At 70.6% G+C, this 21,508-nt stretch carries 17 protein-coding genes; 12 read left to right on the top strand and 5 right to left on the bottom strand.

Features of this window, described 5'->3' with window-relative positions; translation table 11 throughout:
* The 4 genes from ABZU75_RS20810 to ABZU75_RS20795 form a co-directional block, all read left to right on the top strand.
* Positions 1–562 (top strand): phosphoribosyltransferase family protein (locus tag ABZU75_RS20810; RefSeq protein ID WP_355556474.1); only part of this gene is annotated, 562 nt, incomplete at its 5' end.
* A 32-nt stretch (positions 563–594) separates the two neighbouring features.
* Entirely contained in the window at positions 595–1,305 is a 711-nt protein-coding gene (locus tag ABZU75_RS20805; protein ID WP_355556471.1) for a class I SAM-dependent methyltransferase, read from the top strand.
* Positions 1,302–2,543 carry a DegT/DnrJ/EryC1/StrS family aminotransferase gene (locus tag ABZU75_RS20800; RefSeq protein WP_355556468.1) on the top strand — a complete coding sequence of 414 codons (1,242 nt, stop codon included), beginning with the start codon at positions 1,302–1,304 and terminating at the stop codon, positions 2,541–2,543. Before ABZU75_RS20805 ends, ABZU75_RS20800 begins: the two co-directional genes overlap by 4 nt.
* 40 nt (positions 2,544–2,583) lie before the next feature.
* A complete protein-coding gene (locus tag ABZU75_RS20795) occupies positions 2,584–3,612 on the top strand; it encodes a hypothetical protein (RefSeq protein WP_355556465.1) in 1,029 nt (342 codons plus the stop codon).
* Positions 3,613–3,619: 7 nt separating this feature from the next.
* Here the strand turns inward: ABZU75_RS20795 and ABZU75_RS20790 are convergent, their stop codons facing one another.
* Positions 3,620–5,065: a cation:proton antiporter gene (locus tag ABZU75_RS20790; protein ID WP_355556462.1), complete on the bottom strand. Its 1,446-nt coding sequence runs from the start codon at positions 5,063–5,065 to the stop codon at positions 3,620–3,622.
* A gap of 236 nt (positions 5,066–5,301) precedes the next feature.
* Between ABZU75_RS20790 and ABZU75_RS20785 the strand changes: the two genes are divergently transcribed.
* The 3 genes from ABZU75_RS20785 to ABZU75_RS20775 are packed head-to-tail and all read left to right on the top strand — an operon-like array spanning position 5,302 to position 8,513.
* Entirely contained in the window at positions 5,302–6,012 is a 711-nt protein-coding gene (locus tag ABZU75_RS20785; RefSeq protein WP_355556460.1) for an LmbU family transcriptional regulator, read from the top strand.
* A gap of 12 nt (positions 6,013–6,024) precedes the next feature.
* On the top strand, positions 6,025–7,761 hold the full coding sequence (locus tag ABZU75_RS20780; protein ID WP_355556457.1) for a non-ribosomal peptide synthetase: 1,737 nt from the start codon (positions 6,025–6,027) through the stop codon (positions 7,759–7,761).
* Positions 7,758–8,513 carry a thioesterase domain-containing protein gene (locus tag ABZU75_RS20775; protein WP_355556454.1) on the top strand — a complete coding sequence of 252 codons (756 nt, stop codon included), beginning with the start codon at positions 7,758–7,760 and terminating at the stop codon, positions 8,511–8,513. The genes ABZU75_RS20780 and ABZU75_RS20775 overlap by 4 nt, the downstream gene beginning before the upstream one ends.
* Before the next feature lie 2 nt (positions 8,514–8,515).
* Here ABZU75_RS20775 and ABZU75_RS20770 read toward each other — a convergent pair whose 3' ends face one another.
* Positions 8,516–9,868 (bottom strand): MFS transporter, encoded by a 1,353-nt coding sequence (locus ABZU75_RS20770; protein ID WP_355556452.1) that lies wholly within the window; start codon positions 9,866–9,868, stop codon positions 8,516–8,518.
* Positions 9,869–9,989: 121 nt separating this feature from the next.
* Between ABZU75_RS20770 and ABZU75_RS20765 the strand changes: the two genes are divergently transcribed.
* Genes ABZU75_RS20765 through ABZU75_RS20755 form a run of 3 tightly spaced genes read left to right on the top strand, consistent with a single transcriptional unit; the run spans position 9,990 to position 15,265 of the window.
* Positions 9,990–10,748, top strand: coding sequence for an FkbM family methyltransferase (locus ABZU75_RS20765; protein ID WP_355556449.1), 759 nt, complete (start codon positions 9,990–9,992; stop codon positions 10,746–10,748).
* A complete protein-coding gene (locus ABZU75_RS20760; protein ID WP_355556446.1) occupies positions 10,745–11,977 on the top strand; it encodes a cytochrome P450 in 1,233 nt (410 codons plus the stop codon). Before ABZU75_RS20765 ends, ABZU75_RS20760 begins: the two co-directional genes overlap by 4 nt.
* A gap of 12 nt (positions 11,978–11,989) precedes the next feature.
* Entirely contained in the window at positions 11,990–15,265 is a 3,276-nt protein-coding gene (locus ABZU75_RS20755; RefSeq protein ID WP_355556444.1) for an amino acid adenylation domain-containing protein, read from the top strand.
* Positions 15,266–15,372: 107 nt separating this feature from the next.
* On the opposite strand, the gene ABZU75_RS20750 is transcribed toward ABZU75_RS20755, so the two are convergent.
* Positions 15,373–17,298 (bottom strand): cobalamin-dependent protein, encoded by a 1,926-nt coding sequence (locus tag ABZU75_RS20750; RefSeq protein WP_355556441.1) that lies wholly within the window; start codon positions 17,296–17,298, stop codon positions 15,373–15,375.
* Positions 17,299–17,457: 159 nt separating this feature from the next.
* Between ABZU75_RS20750 and ABZU75_RS20745 the strand changes: the two genes are divergently transcribed.
* Positions 17,458–18,225 carry a hypothetical protein gene (locus ABZU75_RS20745; RefSeq protein WP_350962105.1) on the top strand — a complete coding sequence of 256 codons (768 nt, stop codon included), beginning with the start codon at positions 17,458–17,460 and terminating at the stop codon, positions 18,223–18,225.
* A gap of 110 nt (positions 18,226–18,335) precedes the next feature.
* Here the strand turns inward: ABZU75_RS20745 and ABZU75_RS20740 are convergent, their stop codons facing one another.
* Positions 18,336–19,775, bottom strand: a complete 1,440-nt coding sequence (locus tag ABZU75_RS20740) for a DHA2 family efflux MFS transporter permease subunit (RefSeq protein WP_355556438.1) — start codon at positions 19,773–19,775, stop codon at positions 18,336–18,338.
* 135 nt (positions 19,776–19,910) lie between these two features.
* On the opposite strand from ABZU75_RS20740, the gene ABZU75_RS20735 reads away from it, so the two are divergent.
* Complete coding sequence (locus tag ABZU75_RS20735) at positions 19,911–20,573, top strand: TetR/AcrR family transcriptional regulator (RefSeq protein ID WP_355556435.1); 663 nt, start codon at positions 19,911–19,913, stop codon at positions 20,571–20,573.
* Between the two features lie 78 nt (positions 20,574–20,651).
* On the opposite strand, the gene ABZU75_RS20730 is transcribed toward ABZU75_RS20735, so the two are convergent.
* Positions 20,652–21,455, bottom strand: a complete 804-nt coding sequence (locus tag ABZU75_RS20730) for a TetR/AcrR family transcriptional regulator (protein WP_355556433.1) — start codon at positions 21,453–21,455, stop codon at positions 20,652–20,654.
* Positions 21,456–21,508: the final 53 nt, after the last annotated feature.

Below are 21,508 nucleotides of genomic sequence, written 5' to 3'. Positions count from 1 at the left end.
CCGCATCGCCTCCACCCGGGCGTACGCGCGGGCCGCGGGACTGCCGCTGGCCGGGGCGCTGGTCCGTGACGAGCGGGTGGGCAGGACGTTCATCGAGCCCGACCTGCGACGGCGTGAGCGCAAGCTGCGGCGCAAGTTCTCCGTCGGCTCGCCGGTGGAAGGGGCCAGGGTCGTGGTGGTCGACGACTCGATGGTGCGCGGGTCCACCATGCGGCGCATCGTCGCGCTGCTGCGCGAGTCGGGGGCGAGCGAGGTGCACGTGCGGATCGCCGCGCCGCCGCTGATCTCGCCCTGCCACTACGGGGTGGACATCGTCGACACCGGTGAGCTGGTGGCGACCGGGCGCGAGATCGAGGAGGTGTGCCGGATCATCGGCGCGACGAGCCTGGCGCATCTGTCGGTGGCGGGCATGCGGCACACGCTCGGGAGCGCGGCAGGCGAGGGCCTCTGCGAGGGGTGCATCACCGGCGACTACCCCACCCGGGTGAGCTCGGCGCGCGACAAGTCGAGGCTCGTACCCGCGCGGACCTCGCGGCGCACGGCGGCCGCCCACCTCCGTTGACGGTGCTCAGGGCCGCGCCTAGCCTCCGCCAGATGAGACCTCACACACGATCGAACGGCTACGACGACGGTGGTTGCGACGCCCGCTACACCCGGACCACCTGCCTGTGGGGGCGCAGGCCGGACGGGATCTCCGACACCCTGGCGGACGCGCTCTCGCTGCCCCCGGCACCCGAGGAGATCGCTCCGCCCTCCGCTGCACCTGGCGCGGGCGCGCCCACGGTGCTCGACGTGGGATGTGGCGAGGGGCGCAACGCGGTGCGACTCGCCCAGCGGGGCGCGCGGGTGCTGGCGATGGACGTGTCGGCCGCCGCGCTGGAGAACGGCGCGCGGGCCTGGGGCAGTACCGGCGGTGGGGCCGGCGGGATCGAGTGGCGCCGGGGCGACGCGCGCACCACCCGGCTCGCGCCCGGCTCGTTCGACGGGGTGCTGGCGTGCAGCGTCCTGCACTGGCTGCGGGACGAGAGGCAGGTGGCCGACGTCATCGCCAGGCTCCAGGCCGCGACCTCCCCGGGAGGGGTCAACGCCCTGCTGATGTTCAACGGCGGTCACGCCTACCGGCCTCCCGCCGGCGAGATGCGCCTGCCGGTCCTGCTGCCCCACGACTGGTACCTCGCCAGGTACGACGGATGGACCCTGCTGAGCGCCACCGACACCGACTCCACCCACACCCACACCGGCCACGAGGAGCCGCACACCCACGCGGTGACCAGGCTGGTGGCGCGCCGGGAGCTGGACGCGTGAGCTCGCTGGAAGGTGGACTCGCGGGCCCGCCGCACCCGCTCGAATGGCCGGTCTACGACGACGGCACGGCGGCCAGGGTCGCCGAGCTGGTGACGCGGGGGCGCACGTTCGACTACGACTACGGGCCCGAGCTGGCCGAGCTGGAGCGGTCGTTCGCCGAGCGGCACGGCCGCGCCCACGCCCTGGCGCTCACCTCGGGTACCGCGGGACTGCTGGCCGCCTACTTCGCGCTGGGCATCGGCCCCGGTGACGAGGTGATCGTCCCGGACCTCACGTTCTTCAGCACCGCCTCGCCGCTGTTCCTGCTGGGCGCGGTGCCGGTGCTCTGCGACGCGGGCGACGCCACCGGGAACGTGGTCCCCTCGGCCGTGGAGGCACTGGTCACGCCGCGTACCGTCGCGATCGTCGTCACCCATCTGTGGGGCCACAGCTGCGACATGGACGCCCTGCGGGCGGTGGCCTCCCGGCGCGGGCTCGCCCTGGTCGAGGACTGCTCGCACGCCCACGGCTCCACCTTCCGTTCCCGGCCGGTGGGCTCCCTGGGCGATATCGCGATCTTCAGTGTGGGCGGCAGGAAGCTGGTCTCCGGGGGCATGGGCGGCATGCTGCTGACCGACTCCGAGGACGTCTTCGCCCGCGCCTGCCTGCTGACCAACTTCCGGCACCGCACCGACCTGACCATCGACGCCGTCCGCTACCGGCCGTTCCTGCTGACCGGTCTCGGCGGCAACTTCCGCATCTCCACGCCCGGCGCGGTACTGGCCCAGAGCCACCTCGACCGGCTGGACGAGCTGGTGGAGCGCCGGGTGGCCAACGTGTCGGCCCTGTCTTCGGGGCTCGGCGAGCTGCCGGGGGTGCGTCCCTCCCCCATCGCCGAGGGCGTCACGATGGGCGCGTGGTACGACGGGGTCGTCGAGGTGACGCCGGAGTGCCCGTTCAGCAGGGACGGCCTGGTGGCGGCCGGCCAGGAGCGCGGTCTGAAGGTGCGCGCCCCGGCCACCCGGCCGCTGCACCTCTTCCCCCTCTTCCAGGGCACCGCGCCTGACTGGTCACCCCAGGTCGCCGCCGCGGTGCGGGCCGCGGCCACGGCGAACGACCGCCCGTTTCCGCGTTCCGCAGAATTGTTCGCCCGCTGGATGAAATTGCCGGTGAATTTCCTCTGGGAACAGAACTCACCGCTGGTCGGTGCGTATCTGGAGGCGTTCGACGAGGCATTCTCGATGGCCCGTACCGCGTAACGTCGTCCCTGTTTCCAGCGTCGATTCCGGAGTAATCCAAATGAGCCGACAGACGTTTCCCGTTATCCATGCCGTCGCCCCCGCCAGCCTGGAGAGCTGGTTCGGCCATTTCGTCGACCTCGCCCCCGGGGACCGGGCCGTCTTCACCGGGGAGGACGCCGGCGTGGACATGGCCCCGCTGCTGGAGGCGATCGGCCGGGCCCCGCGGGCGACGGTGATCTTCCATTCCAGCCACGCGACGCTCGGCCGCGACCAGTTGCTCGCATTCCGGCTCCGCGAGCTCGGCCACCGGACCGAGTGCCAGTCACGGCTCTGCGCCTCGCTGGGCAGCGACAAGATCCTGATGAAGGAGTTCTTCGACCGCTACCGCCTGGTCTCCCCACCGTGGGCGCGGGCCGGTGAGCCGCTGCCCGAGGCCGGCCCCGACACCCCCGTGGTGATCAAGGACCGGCACGGGACGCAGAGTGTCGGCACCCGGCTGGCCCGCGCGGGCGAGTGCCGTCTGGCCCCCAACGAGCTGGGCGAGCTGTACGTCGACGGGGTCGAGTACTCGGTGCTGATCTACCGTGACGAGCACGGCACGGCGACCTTCCCGCCGGTGTGGAAGGGTCCGACCACCCAGGACCTGGTGCCGCCGTGGCAGCGGCTGCGGCTCTGCCCGGACCCGGCGCTCGGCGGCACCTGGGACCGCAAGCTGCGAGCCGTGGGCAAGCGGCTGGCCGATCTGGCCGAGGCGCACGGCTACCTGGAGGCGGAGTTCCTGCTGACCCCGGCCGGCGAGGTGCACCTGCTGGAGATCAACCCCCGGGTGTCGGGCACCATGCGGCTGGCCGCGATGGCCACCCGGTTGCCGATCTTCTCCCTGCACGCCAGGCCCGAGCTCCGCGACCATCTCTGCGCCGCCCGCTTCAGCGGCGAGGTCCCCTACAGCGGCGCCCCGATCACCGACGCCGACGGCGAGGTGTTCGCCACCTCCCGGCTCACCGTCGCCGGGGAGAGTCCCGGCGAGGTCCGCGCCAAGCTGCGCGAGCTGGGCGCGGAGCCCCGGGTGCTGCCCCGCGCCTCCTAAAGGCCGCTCAGGCGGACCGGCGTACCCGGGCCTCCGCCGTGCCCCGTACCTCACGATCGCGCCGTGCGTCCCGGCGGTCCAGCAACTCCAGCAGGGGCGCGGTCGCGGCGGTGGAGACCAGCGCGACGATCACCAGCATGGTGAAAAGCGCCTGGGTGATGATGCCGAGACCGAGGCCGATGCTCAGGATCACCAGCTCGGTCACGCCCCGGCAGTTCATCAGCACCCCGAGCCGCGAGGCCTCCCGCCACGGCACGCCCAGCGGCCTGGCGACGGCCGGCACGCCGCCGATCTTGCCCGCCACCGCGACGGCGAGGATCAGCAGGCACCAGCCCCACATCGCGAGGTCCTGGCCGAGCAGCCCGATCTGGGTGTTGAGCCCGACGAAGGCGAAGAAGGGCGGCAGCAGGAAGGAAGTGGTGAAGTCCTGGGTGCGCTCGCGGACCCGCCTCAGCCGCACGTCACCGTCGCGGGGGAACAGGACGCCGAACAGGAACGCGCCGAAGATCAGGTGAATGCCGATCAGCTCGGTCAGCAGCCCCGAGACGAGCAGGCCCACGATGACGACGGGCAGCGTCGCCTCCTGGGAGAGCCCCCGGCGCAGCAGCCGGGCCAGCAGCGGCCGTACCACCCCGACCATGACGGCGGCGAAGGCCGCGGTGAGACCGAGCGTGCGCAGCGCCTCGGCGGGTGAGGAGCCCCTGGCCATGGTGATCGCCACGGCCAGCAGCAACCACGCGGTCACGTCGGCGATGGCGGCGCAGGTGATGGTCAGCGCCCCGGTCGGGGTGTGGAAGAGCCCGCGTTCCAGCAGGATCCTGGCCAGCACGGGGAACGCGGTGACGCTCAGCGCGGCGCCGACGAACAGCGCGAAGACCGGGAACTCGACGGGCGCGGCCGCCAGCGGCGCGTAGATCAGCAGGGCCAGCGCGACCCCGAGCGCGAACGGGATGGCCACGCTCGCCTGGCCGCAGAGCAGCGCGATCCGGCCCCGCCCGCGCAGCAGGTCGCCGCGGAGCTCCAGCCCGACCAGGAACATGAAGAAGGCCAGTCCGAACTGGGCCAGCAGGTTCAGGTAGGGCATGACGGCGCCGGGGAACAGCGCGCGGTACGCCTCGGGCCAGACGGCGCCGAGCAGGGAGGGGCCGAGCACGATGCCGGCGGCCATCTCCCCGATCACCCGGGGCTGGCCGAGCCGCCTCAGGACGGCTCCGCCGAGATGGGCCAGCGCGACGACCACGGTGATGGAGAACAGCAGCAGGGGGGTGGCCGGCACCTGCTGCTGCCGGCCCACCCCCACCGAGGGCATCGGGACGGGGCCGGCGGCCGTCCCCGCGTCGAACCCCAGCATCAGCAGCGCCAGCGCGGCGGGCAGCACGACGGCGAGACCGTACGCGATCGCGTAACGACGTACCGTGCGTGTATTCGCGGACCGAAACCCTGGATAGGTCATGGACTAATTCCGTTTCCAATAGGTCGCATTTTGCCTGGGCGCGCATATCACAGAACAAAAATAGTCGCCAAGGACAATGGAGTTTTCGCTGGTCATCGGCCTGATTCCAGCTTTCCGCCGCACCCCGGAAAGGGCATCAGGAAATTACTCATGATCGAAAGTGCGCTACCGAAAACCGTGGGTAAGGTACCGACCTGACTCACTCCACATGCACAGAAATCCGGAGGAAAAGTCGCATGCAGGTGCTCTCCCCCAACCGAGAGGCGAACCGCCAGGCGCCGCCCCCACGTGATGACAGACCATCCGTCCCCGGCCCGCGCGCCACCCCTTCCCAGGGTTCCAAACTCGCCCTGGACGCGTCCGCCAAGCCGAGGCGGACCGGGCTCCAGCTCCCGGTGAGCCTTCCCTTCGACACCTGGCGCCGGATCGGCCACCAGATCTCCCTCATCGCCGACTCCTCCGCCTGGTGGCTCGGCGACTGGCTGGTCTACGGCGAGAACGAGTACACCGACCGCTACAAGAGAGCGGTCGAGGAGAGCTCCCTCGACATCCAGACCCTGCGCAACTACGCCTGGGTCGCCCGGCGCTTCCCGGTATCCCGCCGGCGAGACAGGCTCAGCCTCCAGCACCACGCGGAGGTGGCCGCGCTCCCCGAGCACGAGCAGACGCTCTGGCTGGACCGTGCGGAACGCTTCAACTGGTCCCGCAACCGCCTGCGCAGCCAGATCAAGGCGCACCGCACCGCCGCCCTCTCCGGCCGGGCCCCGGAGACCGCCAGGCAGAAGGCCGTGATCCAGATAGACGTACCCGCCGACCAGGAGCAGTCGTGGCGTGACGCGGCCCGCCGGATGAACCGCAGCGTGGAGGAGTGGGCCAGGCTCATCCTCAACCAGGTCGCCAGCGGCGAGATCCCCGTCCGCGGCATCCACGACGCCAAGGCCGGGTGAACGGAGGGACAGGTGGACGTCGTCCACACCCTGTTCGAGAAGAGGGCGCTCGAGACGCCGGACAGCACGGCCCTGGTCTCCGGGGCCGTGTCGCTTACCTACCGGGAACTCGACGCCCGTGCCAACGGCCTGGCCCGGTCGCTCCTGCACCGCGGCGTCGGCCCGGAGACACCGGTCCCGCTACGGCTGGACCGCTCCCCCGAGCTGCTCGTCGCGCTGCTGGCCGTCTGCAAGGCGGGCGGCACGGCGGTGCTGCTCGACCCCGGCTGGCCCGAGGACCGTCTCGCCCCGGTGCTCGACGGCTGTCCCGTGGTGATCGACGGCCCCCTGGACGCCGAACCCGCCGCCGAAGGGCCCGGCGTCCCCGCGCATCCCGACCAGCTCGCGTACGCGGTGCACACCTCCGGGTCGACCGGGCGGCCCAAGCTCGTCGGGGTGACCCACCGGGCGATCGCCCACCGGGTCGCCACCCACACCGAGGCCTACCGCATCACCCCCGCCGACCGCTCCAGCTGGCTGGCTCCCCCGGCCTCGTCGGTCTCGGTGGTGGAGCTGTGGCCCTATCTCTGCTCGGGTGCGAGCGTGCACGTCGCCGACGCGGCGACCGCGGGCTCGCCGTCCGAGCTGCGTGACTGGATGGTCGCTTCGGGAATCACCCGCGCGTACGTGAACATGCCGCTCGCCGAACCGCTGTACGGCCTGCCGTGGCCGGCGGAGACGTCGCTGCGGCTCATGACGGTCGGCAGCGACGCGGTGCGCGTGTGGCCCGCACCCGACCTGCCCTTCGAGGTCGCGGTGGAGTACGGCTCCGCCGAGGCCAACGGCGTGACCAGCTGCCTGGTACCGCTGGAGGACCGCTGTACCTCGGTCACCGCCGACGAGGCCGCCAAGCGGACCCGTCCCCCCATCGGACGTGCCTGGCCCGAGGTCGGCGCCGGCGTGCTGACCTCGGACCTGAGGCCGGTCGCGGCGGGCGAGGTCGGCGAGCTGTTCGTGTCGGGACCCGAGCTGGCCCGCGGCTACCTGGGCGAGGCGGCCCGCACCGCCGAGCGCTTCCTGCCCGACCCCGCCGGTGGGGGAGGCCGTGTCTACCGGACCGGTGACCTGGTCAGGGAGCGGCCTGACGGGCGGCTGGAGCATCACGGCCGCGTCGATGCGCAGGTCAAGATCCGCGGCCACCGGGTGGAGCCCGCGGAGGTGGAGGCCGTGCTGCTCCGGCACCCCGGGGTGCGCGAGTGCGTGGTCACGGGTGTGCCGGGTCCCGTCGGCGACCTGAGGCTGTGCGCCTACGTCGTCCATGCCGTCACTCCGGAGGGTGCCACGGAGAGCGCCGCGGACGGTGCCCGGTTCGAGATCGGGGAACTGCGCGCCTTCGCCTCGGCCCGGCTGCCCGAGCCGATGGTTCCGACCGCCTGGACGGCGCTGGAGCGGCTGCCGCTGAACGCGGCCGGCAAGGTGGACCGCCGCGCCCTGCCCGCGCCCTCCTGGGGGGAGTCCCCGCGCGGGCGGGAGAGGAGCACGGACCCGGTGACGGCGGGGGTGCTGGAGCTGTGGGAGCGGGCGCTCGGCGCGCGCGGCGCGCTGGGCGACCACTTCATCCGCTCCGGCGGCGACTCCCTGTCGGCCACCCGTCTCGTCGAGGAGATCGGGAGCCGCTACGGCGTGCGGATCCGGCTGCGCGAGTTCCTCAGGGCACCGACACCCGAGACCCTCATCCAGACCATCAGGGCGGAAGGAAGCACACGATGACCGAGAGAAGGCGGAGGAGGAGCCGCCCCACGTGGCTGCTGCGCGCCCCCGACCCCGAGGCGAGGGCACGGCTGTGGTGCCTGCCCTACCCGGGTGCCGGGGCGTCGATGTACCACGGGTGGCCCACCGAGGTGGACGGGATCGAGCTGTGCCCGGTGCAGTTGCCCGGCAGGGAGAACCGGCTGCGCGAGCCGTCGTTCGAGAGCTACGCGCAGGTCGCCGCCGAGATGCTGAAGGGCCTGGAGCCCTACCTGGACCGGCCGTTCGGCTTCATCAGCCACTGCGGCACCGTCTTCATCGGCTACGAGGCGACGCTGCTGCTCATGGAGCGCGGCGGCCCGCTGCCCAGCCACCTGTTCGCCTCCTCGATGGTCCCTCCGCACCGGGCGTCGTGGCCGAGCATCCTGCGGCTCGACGAGGAGCAGGTGGGCGCGCTGGTGTCGGATCTCATGCGGGCGCGCGGCGCGGAGCCGCTGCCCGAACTGGTGGAGATGGCCGCGAACGTCATGCGCGCCGACGTGGCCGCCTACGGCCGCTTCGAGCGGACCGACCCGGTGGAACTGCCGTGCCCGATCACCACGATCGGCTGGTCGGGGGACACGCAGATCCCCCCTGAGCAGATGGGCGGCTGGGAGTTCTACGGCCGGACCCGCCACACCGTGCTGGACGGCGGGCACTGGAGCTACCTCCAGGCGCCCGCCGCCCTGCTCGACGAGATCGCGCGGAGCATGTCCGCGCGAATCCCGGGTTGACCTCAGGTGTCCTTGCCGTCCTCGCGCCCGCCGGGCTTCCCGGCGGGCTCCTCGATGTCCTGCAGGATCTCGGCGTCCTCCAGCCTGCGCAGGTTCGGCACCGGCGACAGGAAGAGCAGGATGATCCAGGGCAGCAGGAACGCGGCACCGGCGTAGATGGCGGGCTTGACCCCGATCAGCTCGCCCAGCACCCCGGCCAGCATCGCGGCCAGCGGCAGGATGCCGAGGTAGACCGCGCGGCTCGCGCCGATGACCCGGCCGCGCAGGTGGTTGGGGATCACGTACTGGAAGAGCGTGAGCTGGCCGATGTTCCCGGCCACCACGCCGAACACCGTGACGAACCAGATCGCCGAGAACAGGGTGATCTGCAGCCACTGCGGACCGGCCACGAACGGCGTGAGGCACAGCACCCGGAACGCGATCAGGGCGGTCATGATGCCGCGCCCGTAGCCGAGCTTCTCGAACAGCCTGCCCGCGAAGACGGCGCCGATGACGCCGCCGATACTGCCCACCGCGTAGATGAAGCCGATCCAGGTGCCCGACAGCTGGAGCTCCCTGGCCGCGTACAGGATGAACAGGGTCAGGATCATCATCGACCCGAAGTTCGCCCCGGCGGAGTTGAGGATCAGCGGGCGGGCGTAGGCGTTGCGGTAGGTGACCTTCAGGCCGTGCTTGATGTCGTGGAGCATCGCCGCGACGGCGCCGCGCCCGCCGCTGTCCTGGCGCTCGACGGGCGGCTCGACGTGACGGATGCGCGACAGGGCGAAGGCGGAGACCAGGAAGGAGATCGCGTCTCCCAGCATCACGTACGCCGGCCGGAACAGGTCGATGAGCACGCCTCCAGCGCTGGAGCCCGCGATGGCGCCCACCGACTCGGTCGCCGCCATCCGGCTGTTGCCGGCCACCAGCTGCTCCTCGCTCAGCAGCGTCGGCATGTAGGCGGCGTAGGCGATCTCGAAGACCACCGAGAGGCCACCGACCACCACGGCGACCACATAGAGCACCCACATGTCCATGAACCCGGCGAAGGCCGCGATCGGGATCAGGGCCACGACCGCGGCCCGCCCGATGTCGGAGCCGACCATGAGGGGTCTGCGCCGGTAGCGGTCGATGAGCACACCGGCGATCAGCGTCAGCAGCAGCGCGGCGATCGTGCGCATGGTGTTGAGCAGACCGACCTCGAAGGAGCTGGCCTGCAGCATGAGGATCGCGGTCAGCGGAAGGGCCAGGGTGGTCAGCTCGGAGCCGAGGACCGAGATCGACTGACCGGCCCAGAGCCGGTTGAAGTCGGGATTGCGCCAGAGCGAGGGCGGCTTTTCCGCCGGCGCCCCGACTTCTGTTCTCTGCGTGTCCATAAGATCGTTCCGTCCCTGTCGGGTTTCACCTCTGGTTGACTGGAATAAGCTTTTTGTTAAGGGTGATGATATGCGAAATCAGCGGAGAGACATCCTGGAAAACAATCAGCGGGTACGCCAGATGACACTGCCGGACGGACATGTGGTATTCCAGCTCAATCCCGCCGAGACCAGCCTGCAGTATCGCAGCATCGTGGGCGACAGAAGTTACTTCAGACACGACGTACGCCTTGAGCCGGGAATGACGGTGTTCGACGTGGGCGCTAACATAGGAATCGCGGCGCTGGCGTTTCACTGGGAATGTCCGGGCACTCGAATTCTTGCCTTCGAGCCTGCCCGGCCGCTTTACGACGCACTGTGCGCGAATCTGGCCGCCCACGGCCTGAACGCCAAGGCGTTCGACTGCGCGCTCTCCCATACCCCGGGAACGGCGACTCTCACCGTCTATCCGGAGACCACCGCGATGTCCGGGATGTACACCGACGTCGACCACGATGCGGAGGTGACCAGGACTTTCCTGGCCAACAGCGGGTTCGCTCCCGAGGACGTGACGGACATGGCCGAGGGCAGGCACGTCACGGAGAGGCAGGAGTGCCGGGTGCGGACGATCTCAGAGGTGATGGCCGCCGAGGGCGTGCACCGTATAGGGCTGCTGAAAATCAACGTCGAGAAAGCCGAGTGCGATGTGCTGGATGGAATCGCCCCCGATGACTGGGGCGCGGTCGACCAAATCGTCATGCAGGTCCATGACATCGACGGCAGGCTGGCGTCCGTACGCGGCGATCTCACCGGCCGTGGATTCCAGGTCGACATCGGCCAGGATCCCCTGCTGAGGAACACGGACATCTTCGATGTGTACGCACGGAGGAATTCCACATGACAGTGGACACGACGGTTGATCTGAACGAGCTGGATCTCGCCGATCCGGACATCTACACGGCACCCGACTCGGGCCTCGGCGTCCTGCATTACCTGCAGGAGCACCGGCCGATGTTCTGGAACTCCAGATCGGCGGGGCCGAGTTTCTGGGCGTTCACCAAATACGCCGACGGTGTGGCCGTCTATCTCGACAAGACGAATTTCACCTCCGAGCGGGGAATGCAGGTCGGGCAGACCGAGTCCGCCGCCCGCGCCGCCGCGGGCAAGATGCTCATCGTCACCGACGGCCGCCACAGCCAGTTGCGCGACGTGATGAACCCCGCGCTCACTCCCCGGGTGGTACGCCGCCTCGAAGGCGCGATGCGCGAGACGGTGGGCGGGATGCTGGAGGAGAACGCGCCCAGGGACTCCTTCGACTTCGTCGACACGGTGGCGGGCAGGCTACCGCTCTCGGTCATCTGCGAGCTGCTGGGCGTGCCCCGCGCCGACTGGGACCTGATGATCCAGTGGACGCGCACCGCGTTCGGCTCCGCCACCTCCGACGACGTCATCTCCGACGCGGAGAAGGCCGAGGCGAACGCCAACATCTTCGCGTACTACGCCGACCTGCTGGCCGAACGGCGCGGCGACCTCGGCGACGACGTGATCAGCGTGCTGATCCGCGGCCGGATCGACGGAACGCCCCTCACCGACGAGGAGATCCTGCTCAACATCAACGGCCTCATCACCGGGGGCAACGAGACGACCAGGCACGCCTCGGCGGGAGCCGTCATCGCCCTGGTGGAGAACCCCGGCGAGTGGCGGCGGCTGCGCGAGGACCCCTCGCTCATCCCGACCGCCGTGGAGGAGGTGCTGCGCTGGACCGCCCCCAGCCTCAACGTCATGCGCACCGCGCTGCGCGACACGAGGATCGGAGAGCAGACCATCCGGGCCGGTGAGCGGGTCAGCGTGTGGCACCCGGCCGTCAACCGCGACGAGGACGCCTTCCCCGACGCGCGCCGCTTCGACGTCGGCCGCACCCCCAACCGGCACCTCACGTTCGGCCTCGGCAGGCACCTGTGCATCGGTGCGGCGCTGGCCAGGTTCGAACTACGCGTGCTGCTGGAGGAGCTGACCCGCCGGGTGGCCCATATGGAACTCACCGGGCCGGTCAAGCGGCTGCGCTCGAACCTCATGTGGGGCGTCGACCGCGTCCCCGTCCATCTCGAACTCGACCACGCAGGGCACTGATTGGAGCACCTCATGCCGGACATGTCGCCGATCCAGGAGAGCGAGTGGAGGTCCTACCGGGCAAAACCCGCCGGTGACCACACCGACCAGGTCACCCTCGCCGCGCGGCTACGCGGGTCTCTGGACGAGAAGGCCCTGACCGCCGCGCTGGAGGACGTGCTGGAGGCGCGCGAGGACCTACGGCCGGCACTGCCGGGTGGTCCCGAGCCCGGCACCACGCCCGTCGCCGTTCCCCGGCCGGTGGAACTGGGCAGGCACGAACCGGGCCGCCGCGAGGAATCGCTGGCGCGCCTGGTCTCCGAGCAGGCCAACCGCGGCCTCGACCTCGAAGCAGGGCCGCCGCTCCGGATCGCCCTGGCCCGGCTGGCCGACGACGACCACGCGCTCGTCATGACGGCGCACCGGCTGGTGGCCGACGAGCGCGTCCTGGCCGGTCTCGCCGGGGAGATCTCCCGGGCCTACGAGAGCGCGGCCGGCTCCTCCGCCGCCGCTCGCGACGGCGTCCCTCGCAACGGGCACCCGTCCAACGGCATCTCCGCAGGCGGCCACGGCCCCCTTGACGCGTCCCCCGGCGGACGCGCCGCCGGCGACACCTCCCCCGCGGCCGGTTCGAACGGTCACGCCGCGTCCTTCCCGGAGGCCGGCGACGCCGCCGATCTCGCCTACTGGCGTGACCGGCTCGACGGCACGCCCCCCGTCCTCGACCTGCCCGCCGACCGCGGCCGTCCCGCCGTACCCGGCCTCACGGGCGCCCGGGTGACCTTCGGCGTCCCGCCGGAGACGGCCGCGCGGGTCGAGGCCCTCGCGCGCGAGTCCGGCACCGGCAACGGAGCCGTCACCCAGGCCGCGCGGGCGATGGCGCTGTCGCGCTGGTCGGGGCAGGCCGAGGCGGCCACTCCCCGCACCGACACCCGGGCCGTCACCCTGGCCGCCTGGGCCGTCGCGCTGTGCCGCTGGTCGGGACAGGACGAGGTCGTGGTCGGCGTACCCGTGCCCGGCGACGGCCGCGCCCCGGTGTTCCCGATCCGGATCGGCTGCGAGGGCGACCCGTCGTTCGCCACCGTCGTCGCGCGGGTGCGTGACGCGCTCGACGGGGCGGCCGCGCACGGCTCCTACCCGGCGCACCGGCTCGCCGAGGAACTGCGGCTGGACGCCTCCAGCGGTGTGCGGCCGCTCTACCAGGCGGAGTTCGACCAGACGGCCCCGGCCTGGAGCGCGCTGCGACTGCCTGGCGTGCGGACCTCGGAGCTGGTGGCGGACCGCTTCCCGCTGGCCTCGGATCTGGCGCTGGTCCTGGTGCCCGGCTCGCTGGAGGGCGAGGTGCGCTACGCGCTCGACCTGTTCGACGCGTCCGGCGCCAGGACCAGGGCCGAGCAGTACGTCACGCTCCTGACCGACGCCGTGGGCGACCCCACCCGGCCCATCTCGCGCCTGTCCCTGCTGGACGCCGAGCAACTGCGGCTGGTGGTCGCCGAGTGGAACCGTACCGAGACCCCCTTCGACGAGGGGGCGAGCATCGGCGCGCTGTTCGAGGCGCGCGCCGCCGCCGCCCCCGACGCGCTCGCGGTGCTCTGCGGCGAGCGGCGGCTGACCTACCGTGAGCTGGACGAGCGCGCCAACCGGGTGGCCCACCGGCTGATCCGTGACGGGGTGCGGCCAGGCCAGGTCGTCGGCTCGATGACCGGCCGCTCGGCCGAGGCGCTCGTCGCCTTCCTCGGCACCGTCAAGTCCGGCGGTGTCTACCTGCCGCTGGACCCGGCGCTGCCGCCCGACCGGCTCGGCCACATCCTGGACGACAGCGGAACCGGGCTGGTCCTGACCGTGGCCGAGCACGCCGGCCGGGTGCGCGGCGGCCGGGTGCGCACGGTCGAGCTGGACACCGGGTGGAGCGCGATCGAGGCGGAGGAGCCGGTCACCAGCCCCGGCGTGACGCCCGCGCCCGACGCCACCGCCTACCTCATCTACACCTCTGGATCGACCGGCCGTCCCAAGGGGGTGGAGGTGCCGCACCGCGGCGTGAGCAACCTCGCCTCGGCCCTGTCGCGGGAGTTCTCCCTGACGCCCGACGACCGGGTGGCGCTCTTCGCCTCGCTCAGCTTCGACGCCTCGATCTGGGAGATCACGATGGCGCTGCCGAACGGGTCGGCGCTGTGCGTGCTGGACCCCTCGGCCATGACCCCGCAGGAGACGGCGAAGGTCATCAGCGACCAGGGCGTGACCGCGGCCACCTTCCCGCCGACGTTCCTCAGCACGCTCAGGGGCGACGAGCTGGGCACGGTCAGGTTGATGGTGGTCGCGGGCGAGCAGTGCCCGACCGGGCTGGTGCGGACCTGGGGGCCGGGCCGCAGGTTCGTCAACGCCTACGGGCCGACGGAGACGACCGTGTGCGCCACGATGGGCGCGTGCGACCCCGCCGCGGCGTACGCCCCGCCGATCGGCCGGCCGCTGGCCAACTTCAGGACCTACGTGATGGACCGCCGGCTCAACCCGCTCCCGGCCGGTGTGCCCGGGGAGCTGTACGTCGGCGGCGCCGGTCTGGCCCACGGCTACCGGGGCAGGCCCGGCATGACCGCGCGGTCGTTCATGCCCGATCCGTACGGCCCTCCGGGGGCGCGGCTCTACCGCACCGGTGACCTGGTCCGCTACCTGCCCGATGGCCGGCTGCAGTACGTGGGCCGGGTCGATGCGCAGGTGAAGATCCGCGGTTTCCGGGTGGAACCGGCCGAGATCGAGGCGGCGATCACCCGCTACCCGGGCGTCCGCGAGGCGGCGGTCGTCGCGCGCGACGACCGGCTGGTCGCCTACGTCGTGCTCGACGACGCCTCCAGGATCATCGCCGACCGCAGCGGCCTGACCGGCGAGCTGCACCGGTTCCTGCAGGGCTCGCTGCCCGCGTACATGCTGCCCGCCTCCTACCTGACGCTGAACGCAATGCCGCTGACCTCCTCTGGCAAGGTGGACCGCCAGGCACTGCCGGAGCCCGGCTCGGGTGGCTTGGACGGCGACGGGGGCGGCGAGGACGACTTCGACGCGCCGCGGACGCCGACGGAGCAGACGATCGCGGTGATCTGGGCCGAGGTGCTGAAGCTCAGGCGAGTCGCCCGGGAGGACGACTTCCTGGAGATCGGCGGTCACTCCCTGGTGGCCGCGCAGGTGATCACCCGGGTACGGGAGACGTTCACCGTGAACGTGCCGATCAGAGTGCTGTTCGAGAACCCGGTGCTCGCCGACTTCGCCGAGGCGGTGGACGGCGCGTCGGTCAAGGCCGAGGCGAAGGCCGGGGTCTGAGCCAGCGGGCATCCCGCCGGGCGGGATGCCCGCGCAGGACGAGGGCCGTGAGGATGATCCTCACGGCCCTCGTCATGCGCGAGCCCTCCGCGGCCCGGCCGGGCGGCTCAGCGGCGGCCCGGCAGCGCGGCGACCTCGGACTCCGGCCGCCAGGTGGGCAGATACTCCCGCAGCCGCAGCACCATGCCCTGGCAGTAGGAGGCGTTGTGCTCCAGGCTGCGCTCGGGCATGAACGGCAGCTTCCGCCCGCGCGGGTGGTCGAGCACCAGCCGGGTGAGGTGCTCCTGGCCGGCCTCCAGGCCGGTCACGTCGAGGTCGATGAGGAGGGCGGCCAGGTCGGCGGGCATGTCGACGACCGAGGCCGTCCTGCCGTGCGGCTCGACGCGCAGCTCGGTGAAGTCGTAGCCCGGCGGCTTGGGCCTGGCCAGGTAGATGTAGGGCCTGGCCAGCAGGTCGAGCTCGAACGCGGCCCGTGCCCCGGCGTCCCGCCACCAGGACTGACCGCGGGCGAAGTCGACGAGCAGCCCGTCGAACTCCTCGCGGTGCGAGTGCAGGACGAGGTGCGCGACCATCCCGAAATTATGGAAGTCGTAGTTCCAGAGTTTCTGCACGGAATCGCGGAAGAAACTGGCGACCTCGGTGTCGGTACGGCTCTCGAAATACGTCGCGGCGTCGGTGAAGAAATCCTCCAGCCGCCTTATTCCGGACCTCTCCAGATAATTGGCGAGGTAATACAGGCCGCGTAGGTTGTAGAGCGAGTGGACGGCGTAGTAGAACCAGGTGCCGCGCTCGCACTCCGTGCGGCTTACCCAGTTGGTGCCGACCACCACGTCGGCTTCCGTGACATCACTGGGAACGCGTTCCACCTGCACTCCGAGAAGCTCCCGTTTGGCGTATATCGAGGTGTTGTGCAGCAGGAGTTGCGGATAGACGATGAGCGTGTCGGCACGGAGCCGGCACAGTTCCGCGATTCCCTCCTTGTATGACTCCAGAGTCTCTCCGGGAAGCGGCCAGATCAGCTCGATGTAGGAGCTGATGCGCTTCTCCCTGAGCGTTCTCTGCAACTCGGTGTAGGTCGCGGGCTTGATGTTCGAGCGGTCGACCAACTCCAGGGTCCTGGAGCTCATCGACTGCAGGGAGATGGGCTGGCTGGTCAGCAGTCCTCCCTGCACGAGGATCTCGGTGATCTCGGCCATCCGGTCGGGCTTGTTCTTGGCCGCGGCCATCGAGACCATCACCGGGTAGCCGTTCTCCTCGCTGCACTCCACCAGGTGGCGGGTCAGTTCCACGTCGCGCGGGGCCATGCCCCAGTTGGCGTCCGCGATGAAGATCGACACGAAGTCGTGCTTGCTGATCCAGGTGATGTCGTCGCGGACCCGCTGGTCCTCGAACTTGTGGACCTTGTCGTTGGTCGCCGCGCCCCAGAAGCAGAAACCGCAGCTGAACGGGCATCCGCGGTTGGTCTCCAGGATGGCGGTGGTGTACTTGCCCTCCTCGAAGACGCCGGAGGTGAAGGGCGAGGGCACCTCCATCAGGTCACGCACCCGCTCGGCGGCCTCGGTGGTGACGAGTTCCCCCGACCGCCAGAAGCTGATCCCGTCGACGGCCGAGAAGTCGGGGTCGCCGCCGATCACCTGGCGCAGGTACTGCAGCATCGTCTTCTCGCCCTCGCCGTTGCAGACGACGACGTTCTCCTGTTCGGGGGCGACGTACTCCTCGGCGTGCAGCATGACCTGGGGACCGCCGAGGATGAACCGGGCCGCCGGGAGCCGCTCGTACAGCGCGGCCAGCACCGCGCGCGCGAATCCGATGTTCCAGATGTAGCAACTGATGGCGTAGACGTCGCTGCGCTTTTCCAGGAGTTCTGCGATCACCTCATTTCTGTCCGCGGACACCGGGGCGGAGAAGATCTCGAAATCACATCGCGACCCCACCTCCGGATCGTGCTGTGCGTAAGCCTGCATGTAACCGGAGGCAAGGGGCAGGATGGCCTCGAATGCAGACAGCTCGACGAATGTGACTTTGGTGTTCATGACGCTCGTCCCTGCGTAGTCCGAGTAATCGCTGAAGCCGATCGGATGGAATCCGCTCATGCTTTCACAGGGGAACGGGGCGGACAACGCACGCCAATTGCGGACACCACTCGCGTGTTACGGTTCTGGAAACCTCGATAACCACGGAGGAGAAACCGTATGCCGACTCACGACTACGAGACCGGCCTCGGGACGCTCTCACTCGACGACCGGATCGCGGAGCATCTCGAAAAGACCTTTCAGGACCCCTGGGAAATCCGCAGATTCTCCCATGATTTCCGCAGGAACGGCTACGTCAAACTGCGGAATGTGGTCTCCGAGGAGGTCAAGGATCTCGTCTCGGACGAGGTGGAGCGCCTGCTCGACCTGCACGCGCGCCGGATCGACATCAACCTCAAGGAGACCAGCAACTCCCCGCGCAAGATGAGCACGGTCAGCCAGCAGTCCATCGCCGGCGACAGCTCCCTGATCCCGGAGCTCTACGACTCCCCCGCCCTCAAGGGCTTCCTGGGCCGGCTGGCGAACGAACCCGTCGTCAACTGCCCCTGGGACGAGGAGAAGTACGTCATCATCCGCCAGGAGAAGCAGGGCGACACCCACGGCTGGCACTGGGGCGACTTCAGCTTCACCCTCATCTGGATCCTGGAGGCGCCGAGCAGCGAGTACGGCGGCATGCTCCAGTGCGTTCCGCACACCAACTGGGTGAAGGAGGACCCCCGGGTCCACGACCACCTCATCCGCTACCCGATCAGCACCTACGCCCACCAGAGCGGCGACATCTACTTCCTGCGCTCCGACACGACGCTGCACCGCACGGTCCCGCTGTCGGAGGACCGCACCCGGATCATCCTCAACACCTGCTGGGGCAGCGAGTCCGACGCGAAGAAGGAGCAGTCACACGAGACCATGGAGGCGATGTTCAGCTGAGCTCCGGGACGGTCCCGGGCTCGCCGGCCGCACCACCGGCGCCCGGGCCCCGAGGGGTCCGGGAGGAGGGGAACGGCCCGGTCCACGACCGGGCCGTCCCGACGCCGGGCTCAGCTCCGCCTGGATGGAGAGGGCACCGGTGATGGCGTCTCCGGTACGAGCTGTGCCCGGGGCCGGCCCGGCAGGAGCGGGATGGCGGCCAGGATGACCGCGATCACGGTGACGGTGAACCAGAAGACGCCGTGGAAGCCGGCTGTCGCGTCGTCGGCGGTCTGCAGGATGAGCGTGACGACGGCGACCCCGATCGCGGCGCCGAGCTGGTTGAGCATGTAGAGCACCGAGCTGCCCTGCGCCACCATCGGGGCGGGCAGTGTGCGATACAGCGATCCCATCGTGGGGGCGCTGAAGAAGCCCATGCCCAGGCCGATGGTGAGGGCGCCCAGCACGGGCCACACCTCGGGGGTTTCCGCTCCGATCTGGGTGAAGGCCAGCGCGCTGAGGGCGGCCACGAGCGCGCCGCCGCCCGCCAGCCCGCGAGCGCCGAGCCGGTCCGACAGCCGTCCGGCCAGCGGCATGGCGATGGAGCCGCCGAGGCCCACGGGCGCCATCAGCAGCCCGGCGGCGAACACGCCGTACCCGTGCGCCTGCTGGTAGTACAGCGGCAGCGCGAAGAAGACGGCGAAGTTCGCGAGGCCGCCCAGGCCCATGATGGTGACGCTCGCGGTGAAACCGCGGCCGGCGAACAGTCGCAGGTCGATCAGGGGTGGCGTGCGCCGGGTGCGGAACGCGTGGATCGTGTAGCCGATCAGCAGCGCGGCACCGGCGGCCAGCGGGCTGAGCGCCTGCCAGGCGGTGAACGTGCCCTGCTCGGCCGTCTGCGACAGGGCCAGGATGAGCGCCGCGAAGCCCGGACCGATCAGGGCCAGGCCGATGACGTCGAGCCGGACCTGCGGCTGCCGCTCGGCCGGCGGGTCGGTGGGCAGCACGCGCAGGGCGAGCAGCAGGGCGATGACGCCGACGGGCACGCTGAGCAGGAACATCCATCGCCGCTGCAGTCCCTGGAGGATGGCGCCGCCCAGGATCGGCCCGAGGACCGGGCCGAGGGAGAGGACCACGCCCATCAGGCCCATCACGCGTCCCGCGCGATGCGGACCTGCGGCCCGGGCCAGCAGGACCAGCACGAGCGGGTCGAGGAGGCCGGCGCCGAGGCCCTGGACGACGCGGAAGACGATCAGGCTGCCGACGTCCCAGGCCAGCCCGGAGGCGAGCGATCCGGCCAGGAACAGCAGGAGGCCGATCAGCCAGAGCCGCCTGCCGCCGAACCGGTCGACGGCCCAGGTGGCGAAGGGGATGGTGGCCGTGACGGCCAGCAGGAAACCGGTGGAGGCCCAGCCGATCGTGCTCAGCGAGGTGTCGAAGGCGGCGGCCAGGGTGTCGGTGGCGACGGCGGCCATCGTGCTGTTGAGGATGCCCAGCAGCCCGCCGAGCAAAATCACGCCGATCAGCCGCAGCAGTGCCGGATCCAGCCGGTCGTCTCGCGGTTCTGTCATGGGTTCTCTCCGCTTCGATCACAACGAACTAGACCAGTGAGACCAAATTAAGAGACCCATGAGTCTTAGTCAATCTAGTCTAAAAAACCAGACCGATTAGTCCAATCGGGTGGTTTGGGAAGTATGATGCGGCCTATGAGCGGAATCTCGGCCGACCAGAGCTCCTCCGTCAGCCCCTCCGTCGCGCGCGGACGCATCGACAAGCGGCAGGCGATCCTGGATGCCGCGTTCACGGTGTTCGCCCGCCAGGGGTACGCCCAGGCCGGGGTGGACATGATCGCCGCCGAGGCGGGCGTCGCCAAGGCCACCGTGTACAACCACTTCGGCGACAAGGAGACCCTGCTACGCCAGGCGATCACCGCTCAGGCCGACAGGGCGCTGGCCAGGAACCTGGCCGTACTGGAGCGGCTCACCGAGCACGGCGAGCCACGCGCCATGCTGGAGGAGGTCGGCCACAGCCTGCTCCAGTGCTACTGCGACGATCGTTCCTGGGCACTGCGGCGGCTGCTCTCGGCGGAGCTCAACCAGTTCCCCGACCTGCTCGACATCGTCCAGGGACGCGCGGCCGAGCGCGTCGCCCAGGCCCTGACCGACCGGCTGGCCCGGCTCACGCTCGCCGGTCGCCTGCACGCGATCGACCCGGCACAGGCGGCCGAACAGTTCAACGCCCTGCTCACCGGCCCGATGGAGGCCAGGTCCCGGCTGGGAACCCGCCAGGTCGGCGACGCCGAACTGCGAGCCGTGGCCCGCGCCGCCGTCCACACGTTCCTGCGGGCCTTCGGCCCCGACGCCCGTTAGGCCCCTGCCCCGCGGACCCTGCCGTGGCGAGGATCGGTCAGCCGGGCCGTGCCACCAGGGCCCCGCACGCCCTGCGGATCATGGAAGTGCTCGTACGCCGGCCCTGTTCACGGCCGCCTCGATGCCGTCCAGGAGGACGGCGAGACCGGCCGCGAAGGTCTCCTTCGCCTCCTGTTCCAGGTAGGGCACGCTCTCGTCCTCGGACTGGTAGGCACCCTCGCTGTCGAGCCAGGTCAGCGTCGGGAACCGCTCGGCGAAGTCCGGCGCGACCTCCTCCAGCAGGGCCGAGCGGGCGTACCACCACTCCTCGTCGGACATCCCGGTCGCCCCCGGGGCCTGGCGCGACTCCGTGACCGTCTGCGCCGCCGCGCGCACGAAGTGGAACAGCACCCCGACGAGGCGCCGCAGCACCCCGGCCGTAAGGCCCGTCTCGCGGAGGATGCGCAGCGCCGTCTCCAGCATGACGTACTCGTTGGGGCCCAGCACCGGGCGCGCCTGCGAGACCTGCAGCACCCACGGGTGGCGCAGGTAGAACGCCCAGGCCTCCTCGGCCCAGGAGGTCACGGCCGCCCGCCAGCCCGCCCCCAGCTCATAGGAGGTGGGCAACTCGGCCAGGGCCCGGTCGTACATCAGGTCGACCAGCTCGCTCTTACTGGGCACGTAGGTGTAGAGGGCCATGGCGGTGCGGCCGAGCCGTTCACCCACCGCGCGCATGGAGAGCGCGGCCATCCCCTCGGAGTCGGCGACGGCGATGGCCGTATCCACGATCACATCCACGCTCAGACCGGGCTTGGGGCCGGGGCGCCCCTCTTCCGACCTCGAGGTATGCCACAGCAGTGCCATCGAACGGCGCGCGTCGCCCTGTCCGGCGAAGACGACCAACTTGCCACTCCTTACGGCATAAACTAACTTTACCGGGCTATCTCTTTACACCC

The organism is Streptosporangium sp. NPDC005286, from assembly GCF_040607515.1.
Taxonomy (GTDB): domain Bacteria; phylum Actinomycetota; class Actinomycetes; order Streptosporangiales; family Streptosporangiaceae; genus Streptosporangium.
Note: the sequence above shows the minus strand (reverse complement) of the source record. Positions and strands in the feature narration are given on the sequence as shown.